The sequence below is a fragment of the Mesorhizobium sp. M1E.F.Ca.ET.045.02.1.1 genome (assembly GCF_003952485.1).
GTDB lineage: Bacteria > Pseudomonadota > Alphaproteobacteria > Rhizobiales > Rhizobiaceae > Mesorhizobium.
Genome location: NZ_CP034447.1, coordinates 1476158 through 1496752, shown reverse-complemented (window position 1 = coordinate 1496752; position 20595 = coordinate 1476158). Strand labels below are relative to the sequence as shown.

Annotated in this window: 21 protein-coding genes; 11 read left to right on the top strand and 10 right to left on the bottom strand. The window is 64.4% G+C overall.

The genetic code is table 11. The annotated features are described in order from the left end of the window. Positions 1-3: 3 nt before the first annotated feature. Positions 4-1116 (top strand): sn-glycerol-3-phosphate ABC transporter ATP-binding protein UgpC, encoded by a 1113-nt coding sequence (ugpC, locus tag EJ070_RS06970; RefSeq protein ID WP_126090676.1) that lies wholly within the window; start codon positions 4-6, stop codon positions 1114-1116. Between the two features lie 181 nt (positions 1117-1297). Here ugpC and EJ070_RS06965 read toward each other — a convergent pair whose 3' ends face one another. The 8 genes from EJ070_RS06965 to EJ070_RS06930 form a co-directional block, all read right to left on the bottom strand. Continuing rightward, positions 1298-1528 carry a DUF680 domain-containing protein gene (locus EJ070_RS06965; protein WP_126090675.1) on the bottom strand — a complete coding sequence of 77 codons (231 nt, stop codon included), beginning with the start codon at positions 1526-1528 and terminating at the stop codon, positions 1298-1300. A gap of 158 nt (positions 1529-1686) precedes the next feature. Next, a complete protein-coding gene (locus tag EJ070_RS06960; RefSeq protein WP_126090674.1) occupies positions 1687-1893 on the bottom strand; it encodes a DUF680 domain-containing protein in 207 nt (68 codons plus the stop codon). Between the two features lie 488 nt (positions 1894-2381). Beyond that, positions 2382-3134, bottom strand: a complete 753-nt coding sequence (locus EJ070_RS06955) for an FAD-binding oxidoreductase (RefSeq protein WP_126090673.1) — start codon at positions 3132-3134, stop codon at positions 2382-2384. A 38-nt stretch (positions 3135-3172) separates the two neighbouring features. Next, positions 3173-3784: a sulfite oxidase-like oxidoreductase gene (locus tag EJ070_RS06950; protein ID WP_126090672.1), complete on the bottom strand. Its 612-nt coding sequence runs from the start codon at positions 3782-3784 to the stop codon at positions 3173-3175. 126 nt (positions 3785-3910) lie between these two features. Then, the gene (locus tag EJ070_RS06945; RefSeq protein WP_126090671.1) at positions 3911-5461 is read right to left on the bottom strand and encodes a DegQ family serine endoprotease; all 1551 of its coding nucleotides are present in this window, start codon (positions 5459-5461) and stop codon (positions 3911-3913) included. Between the two features lie 188 nt (positions 5462-5649). Further along, complete coding sequence (locus tag EJ070_RS06940) at positions 5650-6396, bottom strand: MBL fold metallo-hydrolase (RefSeq protein WP_189350414.1); 747 nt, start codon at positions 6394-6396, stop codon at positions 5650-5652. Continuing rightward, positions 6396-7562, bottom strand: coding sequence for a diphosphate--fructose-6-phosphate 1-phosphotransferase (locus EJ070_RS06935; RefSeq protein WP_126090670.1), 1167 nt, complete (start codon positions 7560-7562; stop codon positions 6396-6398). Before EJ070_RS06935 ends, EJ070_RS06940 begins: the two co-directional genes overlap by 1 nt. Positions 7563-7714: 152 nt before the next feature. Then, entirely contained in the window at positions 7715-8479 is a 765-nt protein-coding gene (locus EJ070_RS06930) for a L,D-transpeptidase (protein WP_126090669.1), read from the bottom strand. Positions 8480-8708: 229 nt separating this feature from the next. Here EJ070_RS06930 and EJ070_RS06925 point away from each other — a divergent pair, with 229 nt between their 5' ends. The 3 genes from EJ070_RS06925 to xylB all read left to right on the top strand — a co-directional run bounded on the left by EJ070_RS06925 (position 8709) and on the right by xylB (position 12311). Next, positions 8709-9332 carry a LysE family translocator gene (locus EJ070_RS06925; protein WP_126090668.1) on the top strand — a complete coding sequence of 208 codons (624 nt, stop codon included), beginning with the start codon at positions 8709-8711 and terminating at the stop codon, positions 9330-9332. A 116-nt stretch (positions 9333-9448) separates the two neighbouring features. Continuing rightward, on the top strand, positions 9449-10774 hold the full coding sequence (locus tag EJ070_RS06920) for a tetratricopeptide repeat protein (protein ID WP_126090667.1): 1326 nt from the start codon (positions 9449-9451) through the stop codon (positions 10772-10774). Positions 10775-10856: 82 nt separating this feature from the next. Further along, positions 10857-12311 (top strand): xylulokinase, encoded by a 1455-nt coding sequence (xylB, locus tag EJ070_RS06915; RefSeq protein ID WP_126090666.1) that lies wholly within the window; start codon positions 10857-10859, stop codon positions 12309-12311. Positions 12312-12508: 197 nt separating this feature from the next. Here xylB and EJ070_RS06905 read toward each other — a convergent pair whose 3' ends face one another. After that, on the bottom strand, positions 12509-12871 hold the full coding sequence (locus EJ070_RS06905; protein ID WP_126090665.1) for a nuclear transport factor 2 family protein: 363 nt from the start codon (positions 12869-12871) through the stop codon (positions 12509-12511). Positions 12872-12982: 111 nt separating this feature from the next. Here EJ070_RS06905 and xylA point away from each other — a divergent pair, with 111 nt between their 5' ends. The 3 genes from xylA to EJ070_RS06890 all read left to right on the top strand — a co-directional run bounded on the left by xylA (position 12983) and on the right by EJ070_RS06890 (position 15578). Continuing rightward, a complete protein-coding gene (xylA, locus tag EJ070_RS06900; protein ID WP_126090664.1) occupies positions 12983-14308 on the top strand; it encodes a xylose isomerase in 1326 nt (441 codons plus the stop codon). A gap of 191 nt (positions 14309-14499) precedes the next feature. Continuing rightward, positions 14500-14703: a hypothetical protein gene (locus EJ070_RS06895; protein WP_126090663.1), complete on the top strand. Its 204-nt coding sequence runs from the start codon at positions 14500-14502 to the stop codon at positions 14701-14703. An 89-nt stretch (positions 14704-14792) separates the two neighbouring features. Next, positions 14793-15578 carry a TIGR01458 family HAD-type hydrolase gene (locus EJ070_RS06890; RefSeq protein ID WP_348639593.1) on the top strand — a complete coding sequence of 262 codons (786 nt, stop codon included), beginning with the start codon at positions 14793-14795 and terminating at the stop codon, positions 15576-15578. A gap of 59 nt (positions 15579-15637) precedes the next feature. Here EJ070_RS06890 and EJ070_RS06885 read toward each other — a convergent pair whose 3' ends face one another. Beyond that, positions 15638-16618: a GlxA family transcriptional regulator gene (locus EJ070_RS06885; RefSeq protein WP_126090661.1), complete on the bottom strand. Its 981-nt coding sequence runs from the start codon at positions 16616-16618 to the stop codon at positions 15638-15640. A 78-nt stretch (positions 16619-16696) separates the two neighbouring features. On the opposite strand from EJ070_RS06885, the gene EJ070_RS06880 reads away from it, so the two are divergent. From EJ070_RS06880 to EJ070_RS06865, 4 genes are read left to right on the top strand one after another with little or no spacing between them, the layout of a single operon-like run. Further along, positions 16697-17614, top strand: a complete 918-nt coding sequence (locus EJ070_RS06880) for a 3-keto-5-aminohexanoate cleavage protein (protein ID WP_126090660.1) — start codon at positions 16697-16699, stop codon at positions 17612-17614. A 14-nt stretch (positions 17615-17628) separates the two neighbouring features. Beyond that, on the top strand, positions 17629-18252 hold the full coding sequence (locus EJ070_RS06875) for an HD domain-containing protein (RefSeq protein WP_126090659.1): 624 nt from the start codon (positions 17629-17631) through the stop codon (positions 18250-18252). 2 nt (positions 18253-18254) lie between these two features. After that, complete coding sequence (locus tag EJ070_RS06870; protein ID WP_126090658.1) at positions 18255-19382, top strand: carnitine 3-dehydrogenase; 1128 nt, start codon at positions 18255-18257, stop codon at positions 19380-19382. 4 nt (positions 19383-19386) lie between these two features. Then, a complete protein-coding gene (locus tag EJ070_RS06865; RefSeq protein ID WP_066996076.1) occupies positions 19387-20550 on the top strand; it encodes an acyl-CoA dehydrogenase in 1164 nt (387 codons plus the stop codon). The last annotated feature ends 45 nt before the right edge of the window (positions 20551-20595 follow it).

Sequence of the window (20595 nt, the reverse complement as noted above, 5' to 3'; positions counted from 1 at the left end):
ACCATGGCCGATGTCACGCTGAACCAGGTGAAGAAATCATACGGTAACCTCAACATTCTCCACGGCATCGACCTCGACATCAAATCGGGCGAGTTCATCGTTTTTGTCGGGCCGTCCGGCTGCGGCAAGTCGACCTTGCTGAGGTCGATCGCCGGCCTCGAGGAGATCACGTCTGGCCTGCTCAAGATCGACGGCGAGGTGGTGAACGACGTGCCGCCGTCGAAGCGCGGCATCGCCATGGTGTTCCAGTCCTACGCGCTCTATCCGCATATGACGGTGTACGACAACATGGCCTTCTCGATGAAGATCGGCAAGGAAAGCAAGGCCGAGATCGACAAGCGCGTGCGCCAGGCCGCCGAAATCCTGCAGCTCACCAAATATCTCGACCGCCTGCCCAAGGCGATGTCGGGCGGACAGCGCCAGCGGGTCGCCATCGGCCGCGCCATCGTGCGCAACCCGAAGGTGTTCCTGTTCGACGAGCCGCTGTCGAACCTCGATGCCGCGCTTCGCGTAGCCACCCGCATCGAGATCGCCAAGCTGAAGGAGCAGATGCCGAACACGACGATGATCTATGTCACGCACGACCAGGTCGAGGCGATGACGCTGGCGGACCGCATCGTGGTGTTGAAGGAAGGCGTTGTCGAGCAGGTCGGCACGCCGATGGAACTCTACAAGCGGCCGGGCAATCTGTTCGTCGCCCAGTTCATCGGCTCGCCCGCCATGAACATATTGCCGGCGAAGATCGAGAAGGCCGGCAATCCGACCGTGGTCAGCCACGTCGGCGACCGCAAGGCGACGGTGCCGATCGCGACGCCCGCTTCGGCGAACGGCGCGGCGGTGAGCTTCGGCGTGCGGCCGGAGGATCTCGCGATCGCCACCGGCACGGACTATCTGTTCGAAGGCAAGGTGGACTATATCGAGCAGCTCGGCGAGGTACAGCTCGTCTATGTCGACATCGGCCGCGCCGACCTGCCGCTCGTGGCCAAGCTGCCGGGCAATGTCGAGGTCAAGCGCGGCGAGACCTTGCGGCTCAATGCCAGCGCCGGCGACCTGCATATCTTCGACGCGGACGGCCACTCCTTCACGCTTCATCGCGAAGAGGCGAAGGCGGCCTGAGGCCGGCATCCTTCCGCTCCGGCAAACAAAAGGACGGCGAGCCTGACTCGCCGCCCTTTTTTTCAACTGCCCGCGGCTGATAGAGCGTCTCACCGTTTCACGGAAACGATGAGACGCTCTATCTCTTTGTTTTCACGCAATTCCGGACGGAAAACCGTTACACACTTTTCCTGGAATTGCTCTAGCGGCCGAAGAGGTTGCGGTCGCTGCCCTGCGGGGCCGACTTCTGCTCGTCATTCGACGAGTTCAGCTGCTTGCGGACCGGCGAGTCGGAGCCGATCGACGAGGTGCGCGAGGTGTCGACTGCGGCCGCCGGCTGGTTTGCACCGTTGGAGCCGTAGTTGTCGCTGGCCGCGAAAGCGGCGCTGGAGAGGGCCAGAACGGCCGCGCTGGCAAGAATGATCTTCTTCATTTTCGATACTCCTGAATTCCAAATCTCATGCATGTCGTTTTCCCAAAACCGCTGTGCACTTTTGGGCGGCATGCATTGGGAGGCGGCGGGCGAAACCCGCCGCCGATCCGCTCTCGACCAGACCCCCTCAGATCCGGATCATGGCCGTGCTTCGGCTGTTAGTTGTTGCCGAAGAGGTTGCGGTCAGCGCCCTGGGTGACAGGCTGCTGAGCAGCCGGCTCCGACTTCTTGACCGAAGCCGTGTAGGACGTGTCGACCGCGGCAGCCGGCTGATTGGCGCCATTGGAACCGTAGTTGTCGCTCGCGGCGAAGGCGCTGCCGGAAATGGCCAGAACGGCGGCGGCAGTGAGAACAATCTTTTTCATTTTTGGTACTCCAGTATCTTTCTTCCGTCCGTCTAGCGGCGTGTCTTGGGAATGAAATCGCGTCGTTCGGACAGGCCCGATGTGGGAAAGCCGGCTGCCGGATTCCAATCACGAAGTTGTTCCGGCTGGACCATGAATCCGCACCTTGAAATTGCAAAAAGCGTTCCTACAATCAGATTTTTCTTAAACCAATTCAGATGCTTAAGTTATTTCTTCATTTGGCTCACCAAGTGTGTCCGACCACCAATGTTCACCCCTCTTGCACGCACCGTCAACAGAAACGAACCGTTCGGTTCGATTTTAGAATCTCCTAATAGTCACTTTTCGATACTGTTAACCACCGCGAGGCTGATCAGGACCCGCTTTGGAAGCATTGCCGACATCGGCAAGGAGAGAGAAATCGGCGTTGCAGGATGGCCGGATAAAGCAAGCGGAGTCCGATGCGACCTGGCGCGGCAAACCCGAGCGATCAGAGAGACGGCGAGCGTTCACACCCCGTAGCGCTCGGTGCGGATGATTCCTGCCGGAACGCCGGCATCGATCAGGGCCTCGGCGGCAGCCGACACGAACGCGTTCGAGCCGCAGACATAGGCGAGCCTCGGCGCCTTTGGCAGCCGCTCCATGGCTTGCGCCATCATCTTTGCGTCGACGCGCCGGGAATAGTCCGCCGGGCGGCGGGCCTGCTCGCGAGTCAGCGTCAGCACAAGATCGAAGCCGTCGCGGCGGTCGTCGAGGCGGATCAATTCGTCGCGGAAGACCACCTCGTCCCAGACCCTCGCCGAAAACACCAGCGCGATCGGCGCGGCCGATTTTTGCGAGCCGCGGTGGCGCACCATCGCCATCAGCGGCACCACGCCGGAGCCGCCGCCGACCAGGAGGACCGGCCCGCCGTCGCTCGCCTCCCAGATGAAATGGCCGCCGAGCGGTCCGCGCAATTCGATCTCGTCGCCGACCGCCGCCACATCGTGGAAGAAGGGCGAAACCTCGCCGTCGTCGAGCCGCTCGATCGCCAGCTCGATGCCGGCGCCTGCTTCCGGTGCCGAGGCGATGGAATAGGAACGGCGCGCCTGATAGCCGTCCGGCGCCGTCAGCCTGACGTCGACATGCTGCCCCGCCAGATGGGTAAACGGCCGCGACGGCTGGAACCAGAAGCTGGTGACGCGCGGCGTGCGCTTTTCGATGCGGCTGATCGTGGCCGTCTGCCACGGCGACTGCGGCTGCGGCTGCGGTTCGGCGCTCATGGATTGCCACTCATAGATCGCCACTCACGGATCGCCACTCACGAATCGCTTGAATAGCGCTGCTCACGCCACGGGTCGCCATACATGTGATAGCCGTGTAGCTCCCAGAAGCCGGGCTCGTCGCGCTCGGTGAATTGCAGGCCGTTTACCCATTTGGCCGATTTCCAGAAATAGAGATGCGGCACCAGAAGCCGCGCCGGGCCGCCATGGTCGGCGGTGATCGGCTTGCCGTCGTAAAGCAGCGCCACCATCGCCTTGCCGGTGACGAGGTCCTTGGCCGGCACATTGGTGGAATAGCCATCGAAGGAGAGCGCCAGCGTGAAGGCGGTGGGCGGCTCGATGCCGGCATCGGCGAGGATGTCGTCGATCAGCACGCCCTGCCAGGGCGTGTTGAACTTGGTCCATGCCGTCACGCAATGGATGTCGCGAGTCATCTTGCTCTGCGGCAGGGCGTTGAATTCCGCCCAGCTCCATTTCTTGATCGGCTTTGGCCCGTGCTTGAGCGTGAACGACCAGTCCTCCGTGCGCACGCGCGGCGTCGGCCCTGCAGAGAGCACCGGAAAACCTTGTTCCAGATATTGTCCCGGCGGGATGCGCGCGTCTGTGTCGGAAGGAGGACGCCGTCCGGAAAAGAAGCCGCGGGTGACCAATGAGATGCCTCCTGTGACCAGGCCGCTTGCCGGCGCATGGCAGTGTTCTCGAAGACGTCCCCGCGGGCAACCGAAATCTAGTCGCCGAAGCCTGCCGGCAATGCCGGCAGGCTCCATTGAAGTTTCTCAGCCGGCGGCGAAGGGCACGGCGACGAAGATCTGCGCGTCGCCGCGGTCGACCAGCAAAAGCACCGACTTCTTGCCCGACTTGCCGGCCTCGGCGATCGCCTGGTTTGCCTGCCTTGCGCTCTTGACCGGCGTGCGGTCGACCGCAACGATGACATCGCCCGGCTCGAGGCCGGCGGCCGAGGCCGCCTTGTCCGGATTGACACGCTCGACCACGGCGCCGCGCTGGTTGTCGGCGAGGTTGAGCTGCTCGCGAATGTCGGGCGTGAGATCGGTCAGGCCAAGGCCGAGCGACGGTACGCGCAGGCCCTGTTCGGCCGATGGCTTGCCGCCTTCTCCATTCGACGCGGTCTTCTGGTCTTCGGTGTTGCGGCCGACATCGGCCGATATCTGCATCACCTTGCCGTTGCGCCAGACGTCGAGCGTTTCCTTGGCGCCAGGCGAGACATCCGCGACCGCGCGCGAAAGATCCTTCGGATCCTTGATCTCCTGGCCGCCGAACCCGGTGATCACGTCGCCGGTCTCGATGCCGGCCTTGGCCGCGGGCGAGCCGTCGGTGACCGCGGCGACCAGCGCGCCGCCCGGATGGTCGAGGCCGATGGCGCTGGCGACATCCTGCGTCACCGGCTGGATCTGCACGCCGAGATAGCCGTATTCGATGTTGCCGCCTTTCATCAGCTTGGCGACGACCTTCTCCGCCTGGTTCGATGGGATGGCGAAGCCGACGCCGACGCTGCCGCCATTGGGCGAATAGATCGCCGTGTCGATGCCGACGACATTGCCGGCGACGTCGACCAGCGGACCGCCGGAGTTGCCGTGGTTGATCGGCGCGTCGATCTGGATGAAATCGTCGAACGGCCCGCTATGCAGGTCGCGGCCGCGCGCCGAAACGATGCCGGCGGTGACGGTGGTACCGATGCCGAACGGATTTCCGATCGCCAGCACCTGGTCGCCGGTCATCAGCCTGTCGGAATCGCCCCATTTCACGGTCGGCAGCGGCTTGCTCGCCTTGATCTTGAGCACCGCCAGATCGTTCTTGGCGTCGTGGCCGACGAGCTTGGCGGGAAGTTCGGTGCCGTCGTCGAGCGTCACCTTGATCGAGGTGGCGCCGTCGACGACGTGGTTGTTGGTGACGATGGTGCCGTCCGACCCGACGATGAAGCCGGAGCCCAAAGCCTCCTGCCGCTGTGACTGTTGTTGTTGCGGCGGGGTCTTCGGCATCGGTATGCCCTGGTCGCCGAAGAACTGCTGGAAATATTGGTCGAATGGCGAATTGCCGTCGAATGGCGAGCCGTCGCCCATCGTCCCGGGCTGTGCTTTCATCACGGTCGTCACGGTCACGACAGCCGGCTTGGCGGTGGCGACGACCGGCGCAAACGAGCCGTTCGGCGCGGTGATGCCCGCGACCGGCGTCTGCGTCGTCGCGACCACGTTGCTCAGACCGGCAGTGCCGGAGTTCTGCGCAAAGGAAACCACGACGGGAGAGATGATCAGCGCAGCGCCCAGCAGGGCCGCGACGCGATGTCTGCGAAGAATGCTTAATGGTGACATGGTCGTTCTGTCCGGGCGAGAGTTGATCCGGCGCCGCGGGTGGTTCTCGAAGCACGCGCCCGTCGGCGTGTCGACGGCCGGGACTGCCTGTCTCGCCGTGCATGGCAGCCGGCCGGATCGACAGCCACGCATCTAGGGCGTGGAATGGCCCGAATTAGGGTTTTGCCGCGACCTTACGAAGATTTAATTCAGAGAGCGCTCACGAACCGCTCTCTTCGGCGCAGATAGGCGGAGGCGATCTCACGCATCCGCGCGCCGTTGAAACTCGGGCCATGGCCGCCATGGCCGATGCGCATCGGCAGGTCGAGCAGACGCTGCATGGTGCGGCAATAGGCGGCACGGTCCGAATCCGGCAAATCGTCGATCAGCATGCCGTCATAGATGGCGTCGCCGGCGAAGAACAGGCCGTCAGCCTCGTCGAACAGCGCGATCGAATCCGGCGAATGTCCAGGCAGATGCAGCACGCGGAATTTTCGGTCGCCGAGATCGACGATATCGCCCTCGTCGAGCGCGCGGGTCAGCGGCGCCGGCGGAATCCGATAATTGGCCGCCTCCCAGCCGGGCGCCGGCAATTTGGACACCGCGCCATCGAGATTGTGGAACATGTAAGCGTAGGTGACGGCATCATCCATGCCGTCGAATCGCGCCGCGCTCACCTTCGGCCCCATCCGCAACGGAAATTCGTGCAGCGAGCCGACATGGTCGAGGTGGATGTGGGTGGCGACGACGATCAGCGGCTTGCCCGCCGGCGTGTCGATCTCGGGCGCCAGCGGGCAGATGCCCATGCCGGTATCGACCAAAAGGTCGGCGTCGCGGCCCTTGAGGTGCCAGATGTTGGCGCGCACGAAATCATGCACGAACGGCTCGGTCAGCATCGTCGTCCTGGCATCGACAATCGCCTTGCCGAACCAGTCGCCCACCACAAGGTCGCCCATCAGACGAAGGGCTTCCCGACCTTGTATTTTTCCGGCACCAGCCGCTTCAGATAGGCCATGCCAGCCTCCGAAAGCTGGTTGACGTCCGGCTTCATGAAATCGTCCGGCATGTGGCGCGTCTTGCCGGCGACGGCCTTGAGCGGCACCTTCTTCAGCACGGTCTTTGCGCCGTCATATTGCAGCGCCACCGAGCCGCCGCCTTCTTCAGCGACCGCAACCGCGAAGGCGCCGGCATCGAAGGCTTCTTGCGCGTCGACGGCGCTGATCGTGCCGACATAGCCGCGCGGCATGTAGCCCAGAGCGTCGACCCGCGCCCGCTTGCCCGGCAGGCCCTCGGCCAAGGCCCTTTCGAGCGCCGCCGGTAGATCGCTGCCCGACAATTTGACGTTGCCATGCTGGTCGCGCTCGAGCTTTTCCGGCGGCACCAGGCTTTCGACCAGCGCCTTGCCGTCGGCGGTGCTGACGCCTTCCGAGACGGCGACGATGCAGCGCTTGTGGCGGTCGAGCGTCCTGCGGACATCGTCGATGAAGCGTTCGGCCGAGAAGGCGCGCTCCGGCACGTAGACCAGATGCGGGCCGCTGTCGGGGTCGAGCTGCCAGGCGGCCGCGGCGGCGGTCAGGAAGCCGGCATGCCGGCCCATGACGATGCCGACATAGATGCCGGGCAGCGCGCGGAAATCGAGATCGACCGAGAGGAAGGCGCCGGCGACGAACTCGGCCGCCGAGATGAAGCCCGGCGTGTGGTCGTTCTCCTCGAGGTCGTTGTCGATGGTTTTCGGCGCGTGCACGAAGGCCATCGTGCCGCCCGCGGCATCGGTCAGGATCTGCTGCGTGCCCGACGTGTCGTTGCCGCCGATATAGATGAAGGCGTCGGCGCCGGCCTTCTTCAAACCGTTTAGAATAACCTCGCAATAAGCGGCGTCGGGCTTGTCGCGGGTCGAACCCAGCGCCGCGCTCGGCGTGCCGGCGATCAGCCGCAGCCGGTCCTCGGGGATGGCGGAGAGGTCGACATAGTTGCCGTCGCGGATGCCGCGCACGCCATGGATCGAGCCCAGCACCTTGGCGCCCGGATGACGCTTGCGGATCTCCAGCGTGGCGCCGACGACCGTCTGGTTGATGACGGCGGTCGGGCCGCCGCCCTGCGCGATGACGAAAGTTCCGGCCATGTTTTTTCTCTCCCGAGGCGAAGGTTTTCAGGGCACCTTCGCCTGTCTTGCGGCATCGCGCAACGGAAGAACTGATGCGTATCGCCCAAAAGTGTGCAGCCGTTTTGGGACAAAACAAGAAGATTGGCGGCCGCGTGGGCCGCCGGAAAAGATCACACGACGACGACCGGATTTTTCTTCGATACGCGGCTGTAGAGGTCGATGATGTCCTGGTTGATCAGCCGCACGCAGCCCGACGACATCGCCTGGCCGATGCTCCACCATTCCGGCGAGCCGTGGATGCGATAGCCGGTGTCCCTGCCGTTCTGGTAGATGTAGAGCGCGCGGGCGCCGAGCGGGTTGGTGAGGCCGCCGGGCTGGCCACCCTGCCACTTCACCAGTTCCGGCTTGCGCTGGATCATTTCCGGCGGCGGCGTCCAGACCGGCCATTCACGGCCATATTGGATGTTGGCGCGGCCCGACCAGCGGAAGCCGTCCTTGCCGATGCCGACACCGTAGCGGATGGCGTCGCCGCCGGGCTGGACCAGATAGAGCATGCGCTCCTGCAGATGCACGACGATGGTGCCGGGCGCCTCGCCGGTCTTGTCGACGACGATCTGGCGGCGGAACTCCGGCTTAACCTTCTGCCAGGGCACGGCCGGCACCTGGAAGCCGCCATCGGTGAGGGAAGCATACATCACGTCCGGGCCGGTGATATTCTTGTCGACGCTGATCGCCGGACGCATAGGATGCACCGAGCCGGTCGTGGTGTCGTCGATCTGCAATTGCGGCAGGTCGAGCGTGTCGGTGGTGCTGCAGCCGGCGATGCCGAGCAGCGCCAGGGCGCCTGCGCCGGAAAGCATGGCGCGGCGGGAAAGCAGAATTTCGGTTTCGTCGCCGTTCGAAGGCGGCGTCAGACTTTGCGGCAACTCGCGCATACACCAAACCCTACGCTGTCGGCGGGAAGCACGGTCCGGCCGGATGACGGGCATTTTCGTCAGTCATGGTTGAAAAAGCGTGAAGAGGCCGGAGCCAGGCTTAACCCTAACGGCCCGTTACCGGCTGCAGGAAAGACACCAGACAGGTACTGAAGATTTTTTCCACGGCCTCTTTACAATCGCGCCGACGCCAGGATTTATCCTGTTCTTTGCGCTCAAGGAGTAGGAAATGTCCTTCGAAAACTGGGCTGCCTTTGCCGCCGCCTCCACCATCCTTCTCGTCATTCCGGGCCCGACGATCCTCCTGGTCGTCTCCTATGCGCTGGGCCAGGGCTGGCGCACCGCGCTGCCGATGGCGGTCGGCGTCGCGCTCGGCGACTTCACTGCCATGACGTTGTCGATGCTGGGCATCGGCGCGCTGCTCGCGGCTTCGGCAACCGTGTTCACGGTGCTGAAGGTTATCGGCGCCGGCTATCTGATCTATCTCGGCATCAGACTGTTCCGCGCCGGCGGCGCCCTCAAGGCCGAACCGCGCACCGACGCGGTGTCGGCGGCAAGGATGATGGCGCATGCCTGGCTGGTCACCGCGCTCAACCCGAAGAGCATCACCTTCTTCGTCGCCTTCCTGCCGCAGTTCCTCGACCGGCATGCCGATTTCTGGACGCAGATGCTTATCTTCGAGACAACCTTCCTGGCGCTCGCCTTCAGCAATGCCTTCGGCTACGCGCTGGTGGCATCCAGGGCCCGCGCGATCGTGCGCAACCCGAAGGCGATCCGCATCTTCAACCGCACCGGCGGAACGTTGCTGGTCGGCGCCGGCATCGCAACCGTGGCGATGCGCTCGGGGAATTGAGGCCGTGCGCATAGCGCGGTAGCTACGAAGTCGTGTCGTCCACGGTTGGCGGGCTGGTTGGCGATGCTCTAGGATCACAGTCCGAACAGCAAAATCGCGATCAGCGAGGACATGGCATGGCGCTGAAGGACGCATTCGGCCTGACTTACTCGGGCGCCTCCGAAGCCGGGTTTTCGTCCTACGACAGAGCCGTCCATGAGCTGCAATGCTTCATCGGCGACCCGGTCGCTGCAATCGACCGCGCGATCGCCGACGACCCCGGCTTCGTCATGGCGCATGTGTTCAAAGGCTATCTGTTCGGCCTCGCCACCGAGCGGGAGGCAACGGCTGTCGCGCGAACCTGCCACGAAGCGGCGCTGCCGCTTGTCGCCACCACGCGTGAGCAGGCGCATGTCGCGGCCCTCGGCCATCTCGCCGCGGGCCGCTGGCATGAGGCCGCGCGCATCCTGGAAGACATTGCGATCGACAATCCGCTCGACGCGCTGGCGCTGCAGGTTGGGCACCAGATCGACTTCTTCACCGGCAATGCCCGCATGCTGCGCGACCGCATCGGCCGGGCACTGCCGACTTGGCAGAAGGGCATGCCGGGCCATCATGCCGTTCTCGGCATGCAGGCCTTCGGGCTGGAGGAAATGGGCGACTACGTGCGCGCCGAAAGCTTCGGCCGGCAGGCGGTCGAGATCGAACCGCGCGACGGCTGGGCGCAGCATGCGGTGGCGCATGTCATGGAGATGCAGAGCCGGCAAAAGGACGGCATCGCCTGGATGCGCGCCAATCCGGAGGCATGGACGAAGGACAGCTTTCTCAAGATCCACAACTGGTGGCATCTGGCGCTGTTTCACTACGACCTCGGCGAGATCGACGAGGTGCTGGGGCTCTATGACGGGCCGATCTATGGCGACCGCTCGACATTGGCGCTCAACATGGTCGATGCCTCGGCAATCCTGTGGCGTCTCAATCTCGGCGGCGTCGACGTCGGCGACCGCTGGGCGATACTCGCCGCCAACTGGATGCCGAAAGCCGCCGCCGGCAATTACGCCTTCAACGACGCGCATGCGATGATGGCCTTTGTCGGCGCTGGTCTCGGCGCGCCTGCTGAGACCTTGCTAGAAGCGCAGCGCGAGGCCATGCGCGGGCATGACGACAATGCCGCCTTCACCAGGGACGTCGGCCACCCGCTGACGCTCGCGGTCAAAGCGTTCGGCGAGGGCAGCTACACGGAGACGGTTCAGCTGATCCGGCCGATCCGCTCCATCGCGCACCGCTTCGGCGGCAGCCATGCCCAGCGGGACGTCATCGACCTGACGCTGATCGAGGCGGCATTGCGTTCCGGTGATGGACCACTGGCACGGGCGCTGACCGCGGAACGCGCGCTGGCACGGCCGGACAGCCCACTGTCGGCGCTGTTCTCGCGGCGAGCGGCCGATTTGTCAGAGAATTGACCCGCGGCGGATCTTGTCATAAGAACTGGCCTGGCCAGATTTTTTCGAGATCCGAAAAAAATAATGGCATTGGGAGGAAATCATGTATCTCGGCCTCGACCTGGGCACATCGGGCGTCAAGGCGCTGCTGATCGATGATCGCCAGAAGGTGATCGCCTCCGGCCATGGTTCGCTCGACGTCTCGCGGCCGCATCCCGGCTGGTCCGAGCAGGATCCTGCGCATTGGATAGAGGCCTGCGAGACGGCGATTGCCGAGCTCAAGGCTTCGCACCCGAAAGAGCTTGCGGCGGTCGAAGGCATCGGTCTTTCCGGCCAGATGCATGGCGCGACCCTGCTCGATGCCTCTGACAAGGTGCTGCGCCCCTGCATCCTGTGGAACGACACGCGCAGCCATGTCGAGGCGGCCGCGCTCGATGCCGATCCGCGCTTCCGCAGGCTCACCGGCAACATCGTGTTTCCGGGCTTCACGGCGCCGAAGCTTGTCTGGGTGAAGAACAATGAGCCGGCAATCTTCGCCAAGGTGGCCAAGGTGCTGTTGCCCAAGGACTATCTGCGCCTCTGGCTGACCGGCGAGCATATTTCGGAAATGTCGGATTCGGCCGGCACCTCCTGGCTCGACGTCGGCAGGCGCCGCTGGTCGCCCGAGCTGCTTGAAGCGACATCGCTCGACGAGAAGCATATGCCGTCGCTGGTCGAAGGCACGGCGAAAGCCGGCGCCTTGCGCGGCGAGCTCGCGTCGAAATGGGGCCTTGCGGCCGGCATTCCGGTCGCCGGCGGCGCCGGCGACAATGCGGCCTCGGCCTGCGGCATGGGCACGGTCGGCGCAGGTAACGCTTTCGTCTCGCTCGGCACCTCGGGCGTCCTGTTCGCCGCCAACGCCTCCTATTTGCCCAACCCGGAAAGCGCGGTGCACACCTTCTGCCATGCGCTACCTAGCACCTGGCACCAGATGGGCGTCATCCTGTCGGCCACCGATTCGCTCAACTGGCTGTCGGACGTCACCGGCAAAGGCGCCGGCGAATTGACCGCCGAGCTCGGCGACACACTCAAGACGCCGACGGGCGTAACCTTCCTGCCATACCTCTCCGGCGAGCGCACGCCGCACAATGATTCCGCCATCCGCGGATCGTTCACCGGCCTTGGGCATGAATCCAGCCGTGCGGTGCTGACGCAGGCCGTGCTCGAAGGCGTCGCCTTCGCCTTCCGCGACAGTCTCGAAGCGCTGAAGACGGCCGGCACGACGCTGACTCGGGTCACCGCGATCGGCGGCGGCTCGCGCTCGCGCTACTGGCTGAAGGCGATCGCCACCGCGCTTCAGCTGCCGGTCGACATCCCGGCCGACGGCGATTTCGGCGCCGCCTTCGGCGCGGCACGGCTCGGCCTGATCGCAGCGACCGGCGCCGATCCGCTTGCCGTCTGCACCGCGCCGGCGACCGATGCCACGATCGAGCCGGACGCCGGCCTTGGCGGGGCTTATGCTGATGCCTACCAGCGCTACCGCGCGCTCTATCCGGCGATCCGGGCCGTAACCGCGTGAGCACGCGCGAGGCACCCCCCTCTGCCCTGCCGGGCATCTCCCCCGCAAGGGGGGAGATTGGCAGCTCGGGCGCCTCGCTCACTATTGCAGCGTTGGAGATTGGCGAAATCCTAGATGACAGCCGATCTCCCCCCTTGCGGGGGAGATGTCCGGCAGGACAGAGGGGGGTGCCTCGCACCTTCCCTCCCCAGTTAGCCTCACTGCGCCGGCACCTTGTCGAGGAAGCCGGTGACGCTCTTAAGGCGGCCGTTCTCGATGACGCCGATGTCGGTGCCCTCAATGACGGACTCTGCGCCCTCCGGTCCCAGAATCCACGAGAAGCGGATGCGGTCGGCGAAACCGTCCGGCTGGCCTTTCAGCGAGAAACGGAAGCCGGCAAAGCGCTGCTGCACGCCGTCGATCAGCGCGGCGATGCCGTCGTGGCCGTCGCCCTGCATGACCGGGTCGCGATAGCTGACGTCCCTGGTGAAGGCAGCCTCGAGCAGGGCCTTGCGGCGCGCCGCATCGCTCTCGTTCCAGGCGGTGATGTAGTTGCGGGCGATCGAGTTGAGGTCGGTCATGGTCTTCATCCTTCGTTGGATCGTTTCGACATGACCCTTTTCGTCCCGCGAAGAAGCGAAACCAATTACGCCTGAGGTAATCGGGCGAAGCACTTGGAGAGGAAGGAAACCATGAGCAGCGGATTTTTCGGCGACATCAAGAAGATCAAATATGAGGGGCCGGATTCGACCAATCCGCTGGCCTACCGGTTCTACAATCCCGACGAGGTCGTCACCGGCAAGCGGCTGGAGGACCATCTGCGCTTTGCCGTCGCCTATTGGCATTCTTTTGCCTGGCAAGGTGGCGACCCCTTCGGCGGCCAGACTTTCGACCGGCCATGGTTCGCCAAGCCTGGCGGCATCGATACGATGGAACTGGCCAAGCTGAAGGCCGATGTCGCCTTCGAGATGTTCTCGCTGCTCGGCGCGCCCTATTTCTGCTTCCACGACGCCGACGTCCGCCCGGAGGGCAAGGATTTCTCCGAGAGCGCCGCGCGCCTCGACGAGATCGCCGACTATTTTGCCGAGAAGATGAAGCAGACGGGCGTCAAGCTGCTGTGGGGCACGGCGAACCTCTTCTCGCACCGCCGCTTCATGTCGGGTGCGGCCACCAATCCCGATCCGGACGTGTTCGCCTATGCGGCGGCGACGGTGAAAAAGTGCATCGACATCACCAAGCGGCTCAAGGGCGAGAACTACGTGCTGTGGGGCGGCCGCGAGGGCTATGAGACGCTGCTCAACACCGACCTCGCCCGCGAGCAGGAGCAGGCCGGCCGCTTCCTCAACCTTGTCGTCGACTACAAGCACAGAATAGGCTTCAAGGGCACGATCCTGATCGAGCCGAAGCCGCAGGAGCCGACCAAGCATCAGTACGACTACGATGTCGCCACCGTTTACGGCTTCCTGAAGCGCTTCGGACTGGAGAAGGAGGTCAAGCTCAACATCGAGCAGGGCCATGCGATCCTCGCCGGCCATTCCTTCGAGCACGAGCTGGCCTTGGCCAATGCGCTCGGTGTCTTCGGCTCGATCGACATGAACCGCAATGACTACCAGTCCGGCTGGGACACCGACCAGTTCCCCAACAACGTGCCGGAAATGGCCTTGGCCTATTACCAGATCCTTCAGGGCGGCGGCTTCAAGACCGGCGGCACCAATTTCGACGCCAAGCTGCGGCGCCAGTCGCTCGACCCGCAGGACCTGCTGATCGGCCATATCGGCGGCATGGATGCCTGCGCGCGCGGCCTCAAGGCGGCGGCCAAAATGATCGAGGACAAGGCTCTGTCCGCTCCTCTGGCCGAGCGCTATGCCGGCTGGAGCACGGCCGAAGGCAAGGCGATGCTTTCCGGCAAGCGCACGCTGGAAGAGATCGCCGAGCGTGTGGTCAAGAAGAAGATCGAGCCGCAGCCGCGCTCCGGCCGGCAAGAGCTGCTGGAGAACATCGTCAACCGCTACGTGTAAGGGCGCTCGCCCTCACACAGCCGGTCGTTCAAGCGGACTCTAAGATAAAACAGCTTTTCGCGGGGCTGAAACCGATGACAAGGTTTTGCCCCGCAGCGCCCTTCAATCGCCTCGCTCTTGCCTTCAAACAGCCGTCACGGATCTCCTATAGTGTGGCTATGCGGCGGGAAGGAAAGAAGGAGGCGAAACGTATGCAGCACGAACGCGAAATCGACGCCTTGCTCTCGCCTGGCGAGGCTGGATCGATCATTGATCGGCTGATGGCGCTGCCGCATTCGAAAGACGGCGGCCGCAATACAAACGAATGGGATCGCGCGGTCGCCGCGCGACTGGAAACCGCGCTGGCCAAGAGCATGCGCTCACGCATTGTCCGCGAAGGCCGCGACGCGGCCTGATTCTTAAGTGGCCCTGTTTTCCGTGGCCTGATTTTCACTGGTTTGACGAACGGAGACTGTTTCTCCATCCTGCACCGATGATACGCGCGGTGCTGCTCGATCTTGCGGGTGTCGTCTATGATGGCGACACGCCGATACCGGGCGCTGTGCCCGCGGTGGAGCGTTTGCGCAAGGCCGGTCTGCCGCTCCGTTTCGTCAGCAACACCACACGCTCGCCGCGCCGCGCAATCATTGCGCAGCTTGCCGCCATGGGCATCAAAGTCGCGGACGAAGAATTGCTGACGCCGGCGCGCACCGCGGTCGAATGGCTGCGCAGGCATGGCCGCCGGCCGCATCTGCTCGTCCATTCCAATCTCGAAGCCGAGTTTTCAGGGCTGGAAGACGGCAGCGGACGAGCTGTCGTCGTCGGGGATGCCGGCGAGGGCTTCGACTACGCGACTCTAAACCAAGCGTTCCGCGAACTGGCTGCCGGCGCCGATTTTCTGGCTTTGGCCACCAACCGCACCTTCAAGGATGCCGACGGCCAGCTCAGTCTCGACGCCGGCGCCTTCGTCGCGGCGCTCGAATTCGCCTGCGGGCGAAGCCCTGTCGTGCTCGGCAAGCCGTCGCCCGATTTCTTCCTCGCGGCGCTTGCCGGTTTGAATTGCCGCGCGGCCGATGCGGTCATGGTCGGCGACGATGCCGAGAGCGATGTCGCCGGCGCGCTCAGCGCCGGGCTCGGCGCGGCGCTGCTCGTGCGAACTGGCAAGTACCGCCCCGGCGACGAAACACGCTTCGACCCGGCGCCGACGGCGCTGGTCGACGACCTCGCCGCGGCGACGGATTGGGTACTCAAAGCGCGCCGCGCTGAGACGGATTCAGGCGACGCGCTTTGAGTCTTTGTTTGATGCATGTCGTCGTCCCAAAACCGCTGCGCACTTTTGGGCGACATGCATTAGCCGCGCCGCAGCCTGACAGGCGCCTCGCCAAAAGCCCTGGAAAACGCCCTGGAAAATGCCGCGGCCGACGAAAAGCCTGTACGCCCGGCGATGTCGGTCATGGCGATGCGCGTGTCGACCACGAGGCGGCGGGCGGCGCTGAGCCGCAGCCTGAGATAATAGGCGCCCGGCGTCTCGCCGATCGACCTGCGGAAAATGCTCTCCAGCGTCCGCGCCGTCACGCCGGCGCGCTTGGCCACCGCGTCGATGGTCAGCGGCTGGTCGACATGCGCTTCCATCAGCCGGATCGCCTGCGCCAGCCGTGGGTCGTAGCCGTCGAGCCGGCCGAGCGAGACCAGCGGTTGCGCGTCGGTCGCCGCGCGCGCCTGGTCGTAGATGAACACGCTCGCGACATCGAGCGCGGCGGCCATGCCTAGCCTGGTGCGGATCAGGTGCAGCATCAGGTCGAAGGTCGGCGAGGCGCCGCCCGAGGTGAAGACCGGTCCGTCGATGACATAGCGGTCCGGCCGCACGTCGACGCCCGGGAACGCGGCGGAGAAATCCTCCATGTCTTCCCAATGCGTGGTGGCGCTGCGGCCTTCGAGCAGGCCGGCGCGCGCCACCAGCCAGGTGCCGGCCTCGACGCCGCCGCAGGCGCGGGCCGAACGCGCTGCGCGACGCAGGCCGGCCAGCAACGCCGACGTGGTGTAATTCTGCGTGCCGAAGCCGGCGACGACGACCAGCATGTCGGTCGGCTCGTCCGCGTCGAAGCGGTCGCTGACCGCAACCGGCAGGCCGCATGTCGTGACAGGCGCCTCGCCGGTGACCGAGACCAGCTTGAAATCAAACAGCGTCTCGCCGGAAATGCGGTTGGCGGCGCGCAGCGGGTCGACCGCCGAGGCGACGCACATGATGGACGATCCGGAGAACACCAGGAACGTCACCTTGAGCGTTTCGTGCTCGGACCGAAAGATGGTCGGCTTTTCGCTTTTAATCATGAGAACTTCGTAAAACGCAAAACAGTTTCCTGCAAGTCGAGCAATGCTGTGGCCTGATCGAATTTGGGAGGAAAGACGATGCCGCTCGCGATGAACCGTGAGGTCTTCATTACCTGTGCCGTGACCGGCTCCGGCGGCACGCAGGACCGCAGCCCGAATGTGCCACGCTCGCCCAAGCAGATCGCCGATTCGGCGATCGAGGCCGCCAAGGCGGGCGCCGCGATCGTCCATTGCCATGTACGCGACCCCGAGACCGGCAAGCCCAGGCGCGACGTGCATCTCTATCGCGAGGTGACCGAGCGCATCCGCGAGGCTGATGTCGACGTGGTGCTGAACCTCACCGCCGGCATGGGCGGCGACATGGTGTTCGGCTCGCCGGAAGCGCCGTTGCCGCTCAATGAGAAGGGCACCGACATGGGCGGCGCCACCAACCGCATGGAGCATGTGCGCCAGTGCCTGCCGGAGATCTGCACGCTGGATTGCGGCACGATGAATTTCAACGAGGCCGACTATGTCATGACCAACACGCCGGGCATGCTGCGCGCCATGGGCGGCATGATGACGGCGCTGGGCGTCAAGCCCGAGATCGAGGCCTTCGACACCGGCCATCTCTGGTTCGCCAAGCAACTGGTCGAGGAAAAGGTGCTGAACCCGGACGCGCTGGTGCAGCTCTGCATGGGCGTGCCGTGGGGCGCGCCGGACGACCTCAACACCTTCATGGCGATGGTCAACAATGTGCCCTCGACCTGGAACTGGTCGGCCTTCTCGATCGGCCGCAACCAGATGGCTTATGTCGCGGCAGCCGTGCTTGCCGGCGGCAATGTCCGCGTCGGCCTGGAAGACAACCTCTGGCTGGACAAGGGCGTTTTGGCCACCAACGCGCAACTGGTCGAACGCGCCGCCAGCATCGTTACCAATCTCGGTGCGCGTGTGCTCGGGCCGGAGGAAGTGCGCAAGAAACTCAATCTCACCAAGCGGGCGCCGATAGCCGCGTGATTTGAGGTGTCGATATGGCTACCGTCAAATTCACCGCGATGAAGGACGGCGACAGGCAAGACTACGAATTCCTGACCGCCCATGAGATCGACTATGCCGCCAGGACCGGCGATCGGCTGCTAGACGCGCTGGTGCAGCTCGACCAGGGCCTCTCCGGCTACAAGATCACCCGGCTCGGCCATTCGCTGCAGGCCGCCACCCGCGCCTGGCGCGACGGCGCCGACATCGACTGGCTCGTCTCGGCGCTGCTGCACGACATCGGCGACATCTACGCGCCCTACAATCACGATGAATATGCCGCGACGATCCTGAAGCCTTTCGTGCGCGAGCAATGCACCTGGGTGGTGGAGAAGCACGGGGATTTCCAGCGCCTCTATTACGCGCATCATCTCGGCGGCGACCGGCATGCCCGCGACCGCTTCGCCGGCCACCTTTATTTCGACGACTGCGACCAGTTCTGCGAACGCTGGGACCAGTCGAGCTTCGACCCCGACTACGACACGCTGCCGATCAGTTTCTTCCGGCCCTTGGTGCTCGAAGTCTTCGCGCGCAAGGCCTACGACCCCGCGGTGATCCGCGCCGGCGACCGTGTGCCGCTTATCGATCCCGAAACAGCCAAGACAAGAACCGGAGCCTGACCATGAGCATCATCAACAAGGCGGCCGCCATCGGCGGCGGCGTCATCGGCGCCGGCTGGGTGGCGCGGCTGCTCTTGAACGGCATCGACGTATCGATCTTCGATCCGGATCCCGAAGCGTCGCGTAAAGTGGGCGAGGTGATGAAAGGCGCGCGCCGCGCCTACAAGCAGATGCTGCCCGGCGGCCTGCCCAAGGAAGGCAAGCTCACCTTTGCCAAGACCATCGCCGAAGCGGTGGCGGATGCCGACTTCATCCAGGAGAGCGTGCCGGAGCGGCTCGACCTCAAGCACAGGGTGCTGGCCGAGATCGACCTGCACGCGCCGGCCAACGCCATCGTCGGCTCGTCCACTTCCGGCATCAAGCCGACCGACATGCAGGTGGCGATGAAGAAGCATCCCGAGCGGCTGGTCGTCGGCCATCCGTTCAACCCGGTTTATCTTCTGCCGCTGGTCGAGATCGTCGGCGGCGCGCAGACTTTTCCCGAAGCGATCGAGGTCGCCAAGGAGCTCTACGCCTCGATCGGCATGAAGCCGGTGGTGGTGCGCAAGGAGATCGAAGCCTTCGTCGGCGACCGCCTGCTCGAAGCCGCCTGGCGCGAGGCGCTGTGGCTGGTCAAGGACGGCATCTGCACCGTCGAGGAACTCGACGACATCATGCGCTATTCCTTCGGCCTGCGCTGGGCGCAGATGGGCATGTTCCAGGTCTATCGCGTCGCCGGCGGCGAGGCCGGCATGCGCCATTTCATGGCGCAGTTCGGACCCTGCCTGAAATGGCCGTGGACCAAGCTGATGGACGTGCCCGAATTCAACGACGAACTGGTCGACCTGATCGCCACGCAGTCCGACGAGCAGGCGAATGGGCTGTCGATCCGCGAGCTGGAAAAGATCCGCGACGACAATCTGGTCGCGATCATGGAAGCCCTGTCGAAGCAGAACAAGGGCAAGGGCTGGGGCGCTGGCGCGTTGCACAAAGATTATACGAAACAGCTCGCCAAGCTGGCGGCGAAACCGGCCGCCAAAGCGGAGAAAGTGAAGGCCGCCAGGCCGGCGAAGAAGGCAGCCAAGCCGGCAAAAGCCGATAAGCCCGCAAAGGCCGGCAAGGCGAAGAAGAGCGGCAAAAAGAAGGGCTGAGGCGATGCATTTCGGTCTTTCGGAAGAACAAAAGCTCATCGTCGAGACGACGCGCGCCTTCGTCGAGAACGAGCTTTATCCGCATGAGCGCGAGGTGGAACGCACCGGCGAGCTGCGCCGCGAGCTGATCGACGAGCTGAAGGCCAAGGCGATCGCAGCCGGGCTTTATGCGGCCAACATGCCGGCCGATGTCGGCGGCGCCGGCCTCGATACGGTGAGCTGGCTGCTCTACGAGAAGGAGCTCGGCCGCGCCAATTACGCGCTGCACTGGACCTGTGTCGCGCGTCCGTCCAACATCCTGCTTGCCGGCACGCCGGAGCAGCGGGAAAAGTATCTCTTTCCCTGCATCCGCGGCGAGAAATGGGATTGCCTGGCGATGACCGAGCCCGGCGCCGGTTCCGATCTGCGCGGCATGAAGGCCACCGCCGTTCAGGACGGCTCGGACTGGGTGCTCAACGGCACCAAGCACTTCATCAGCCATGCCGACATCGCCGACTTTGCCATCGTCTTCATGGCTTCGGGCGAGGAGGATTCACCGCGCGGCAAGCGCAAGAAGATCACCGCCTTCTTCGTCGACAAGGGCACCAAGGGTTTTACGGTGCGCGACGGCTACCGCAATGTCTCGCACCGCGGCTACACCAACTCGATCCTCGAATTCGACGACTGCCGACTGCCGGCGAGCCAAGTGCTTGGCGAAGTGCACAAGGGCTTCGAGGTCGCCAACTCCTGGCTCGGTGCCACCCGCCTGCAGGTCGGCGCCACCTGCCTCGGCCGCGCCGAGCGCGCGCTTTCGCACGCTATCGAATATGCCGCGCAGCGCCAGCAGTTCGGCCAGCAGATCGGCAAGTTCCAGGGCGTGTCGTTCAAGCTCGCCGACATGGCGACGGAACTGAAGGCGGCCGATTTGATGGTGTTCGAAGCCGGCTGGAAGTACGATCAGGGCACCGTCACCGACCAGGACATGGCGATGGCCAAGCTGAAGGCCACCGAGATGCTGGCTTTCGTTGCCGACGAAGCCATCCAGATCCATGGCGGCATGGGGCTGATGGACGACCTGCCGCTGGAACGCATCTGGCGCGACGCGCGCGTCGAGCGCATCTGGGAAGGCACTTCGGAGATTCAGCGACATATTATTTCGCGGGCGTTGCTGCGCCCGTTCGGGGCTTAGAGCATGATCGCCCGAAACCGGGCCCCGGTTTCGGAAAAGATCGTG

Excerpts from the sequence above, each read along its gene's own strand:
- EJ070_RS06865 (WP_066996076.1), top strand. The coding sequence starts at position 19,387 with ATGCATTTCGGTCTTTCGGAAGAACAAAAGCTCATCGTCGAGACGACG.
- EJ070_RS06955 (WP_126090673.1), bottom strand. The coding sequence starts at position 3,134 with ATGAGCGCCGAACCGCAGCCGCAGCCGCAGTCGCCGTGGCAGACGGCC.
- xylB (WP_126090666.1), top strand. The coding sequence starts at position 10,857 with ATGTATCTCGGCCTCGACCTGGGCACATCGGGCGTCAAGGCGCTGCTG.
- EJ070_RS06940 (WP_189350414.1), bottom strand. The coding sequence starts at position 6,396 with ATGGGCGACCTTGTGGTGGGCGACTGGTTCGGCAAGGCGATTGTCGAT.
- EJ070_RS06965 (WP_126090675.1), bottom strand. The coding sequence starts at position 1,528 with ATGAAGAAGATCATTCTTGCCAGCGCGGCCGTTCTGGCCCTCTCCAGC.
- xylA (WP_126090664.1), top strand. The coding sequence starts at position 12,983 with ATGAGCAGCGGATTTTTCGGCGACATCAAGAAGATCAAATATGAGGGG.
- EJ070_RS06870 (WP_126090658.1), top strand. The coding sequence starts at position 18,255 with ATGAGCATCATCAACAAGGCGGCCGCCATCGGCGGCGGCGTCATCGGC.
- EJ070_RS06945 (WP_126090671.1), bottom strand. The coding sequence starts at position 5,461 with ATGTCACCATTAAGCATTCTTCGCAGACATCGCGTCGCGGCCCTGCTG.
- EJ070_RS06895 (WP_126090663.1), top strand. The coding sequence starts at position 14,500 with ATGCAGCACGAACGCGAAATCGACGCCTTGCTCTCGCCTGGCGAGGCT.
- EJ070_RS06880 (WP_126090660.1), top strand. The coding sequence starts at position 16,697 with ATGCCGCTCGCGATGAACCGTGAGGTCTTCATTACCTGTGCCGTGACC.
- ugpC (WP_126090676.1), top strand. The coding sequence starts at position 4 with ATGGCCGATGTCACGCTGAACCAGGTGAAGAAATCATACGGTAACCTC.
- EJ070_RS06960 (WP_126090674.1), bottom strand. The coding sequence starts at position 1,893 with ATGAAAAAGATTGTTCTCACTGCCGCCGCCGTTCTGGCCATTTCCGGC.
- EJ070_RS06935 (WP_126090670.1), bottom strand. The coding sequence starts at position 7,562 with ATGGCCGGAACTTTCGTCATCGCGCAGGGCGGCGGCCCGACCGCCGTC.
- EJ070_RS06920 (WP_126090667.1), top strand. The coding sequence starts at position 9,449 with ATGGCGCTGAAGGACGCATTCGGCCTGACTTACTCGGGCGCCTCCGAA.
- EJ070_RS06925 (WP_126090668.1), top strand. The coding sequence starts at position 8,709 with ATGTCCTTCGAAAACTGGGCTGCCTTTGCCGCCGCCTCCACCATCCTT.
- EJ070_RS06905 (WP_126090665.1), bottom strand. The coding sequence starts at position 12,871 with ATGACCGACCTCAACTCGATCGCCCGCAACTACATCACCGCCTGGAAC.
- EJ070_RS06885 (WP_126090661.1), bottom strand. The coding sequence starts at position 16,618 with ATGATTAAAAGCGAAAAGCCGACCATCTTTCGGTCCGAGCACGAAACG.
- EJ070_RS06875 (WP_126090659.1), top strand. The coding sequence starts at position 17,629 with ATGGCTACCGTCAAATTCACCGCGATGAAGGACGGCGACAGGCAAGAC.
- EJ070_RS06930 (WP_126090669.1), bottom strand. The coding sequence starts at position 8,479 with ATGCGCGAGTTGCCGCAAAGTCTGACGCCGCCTTCGAACGGCGACGAA.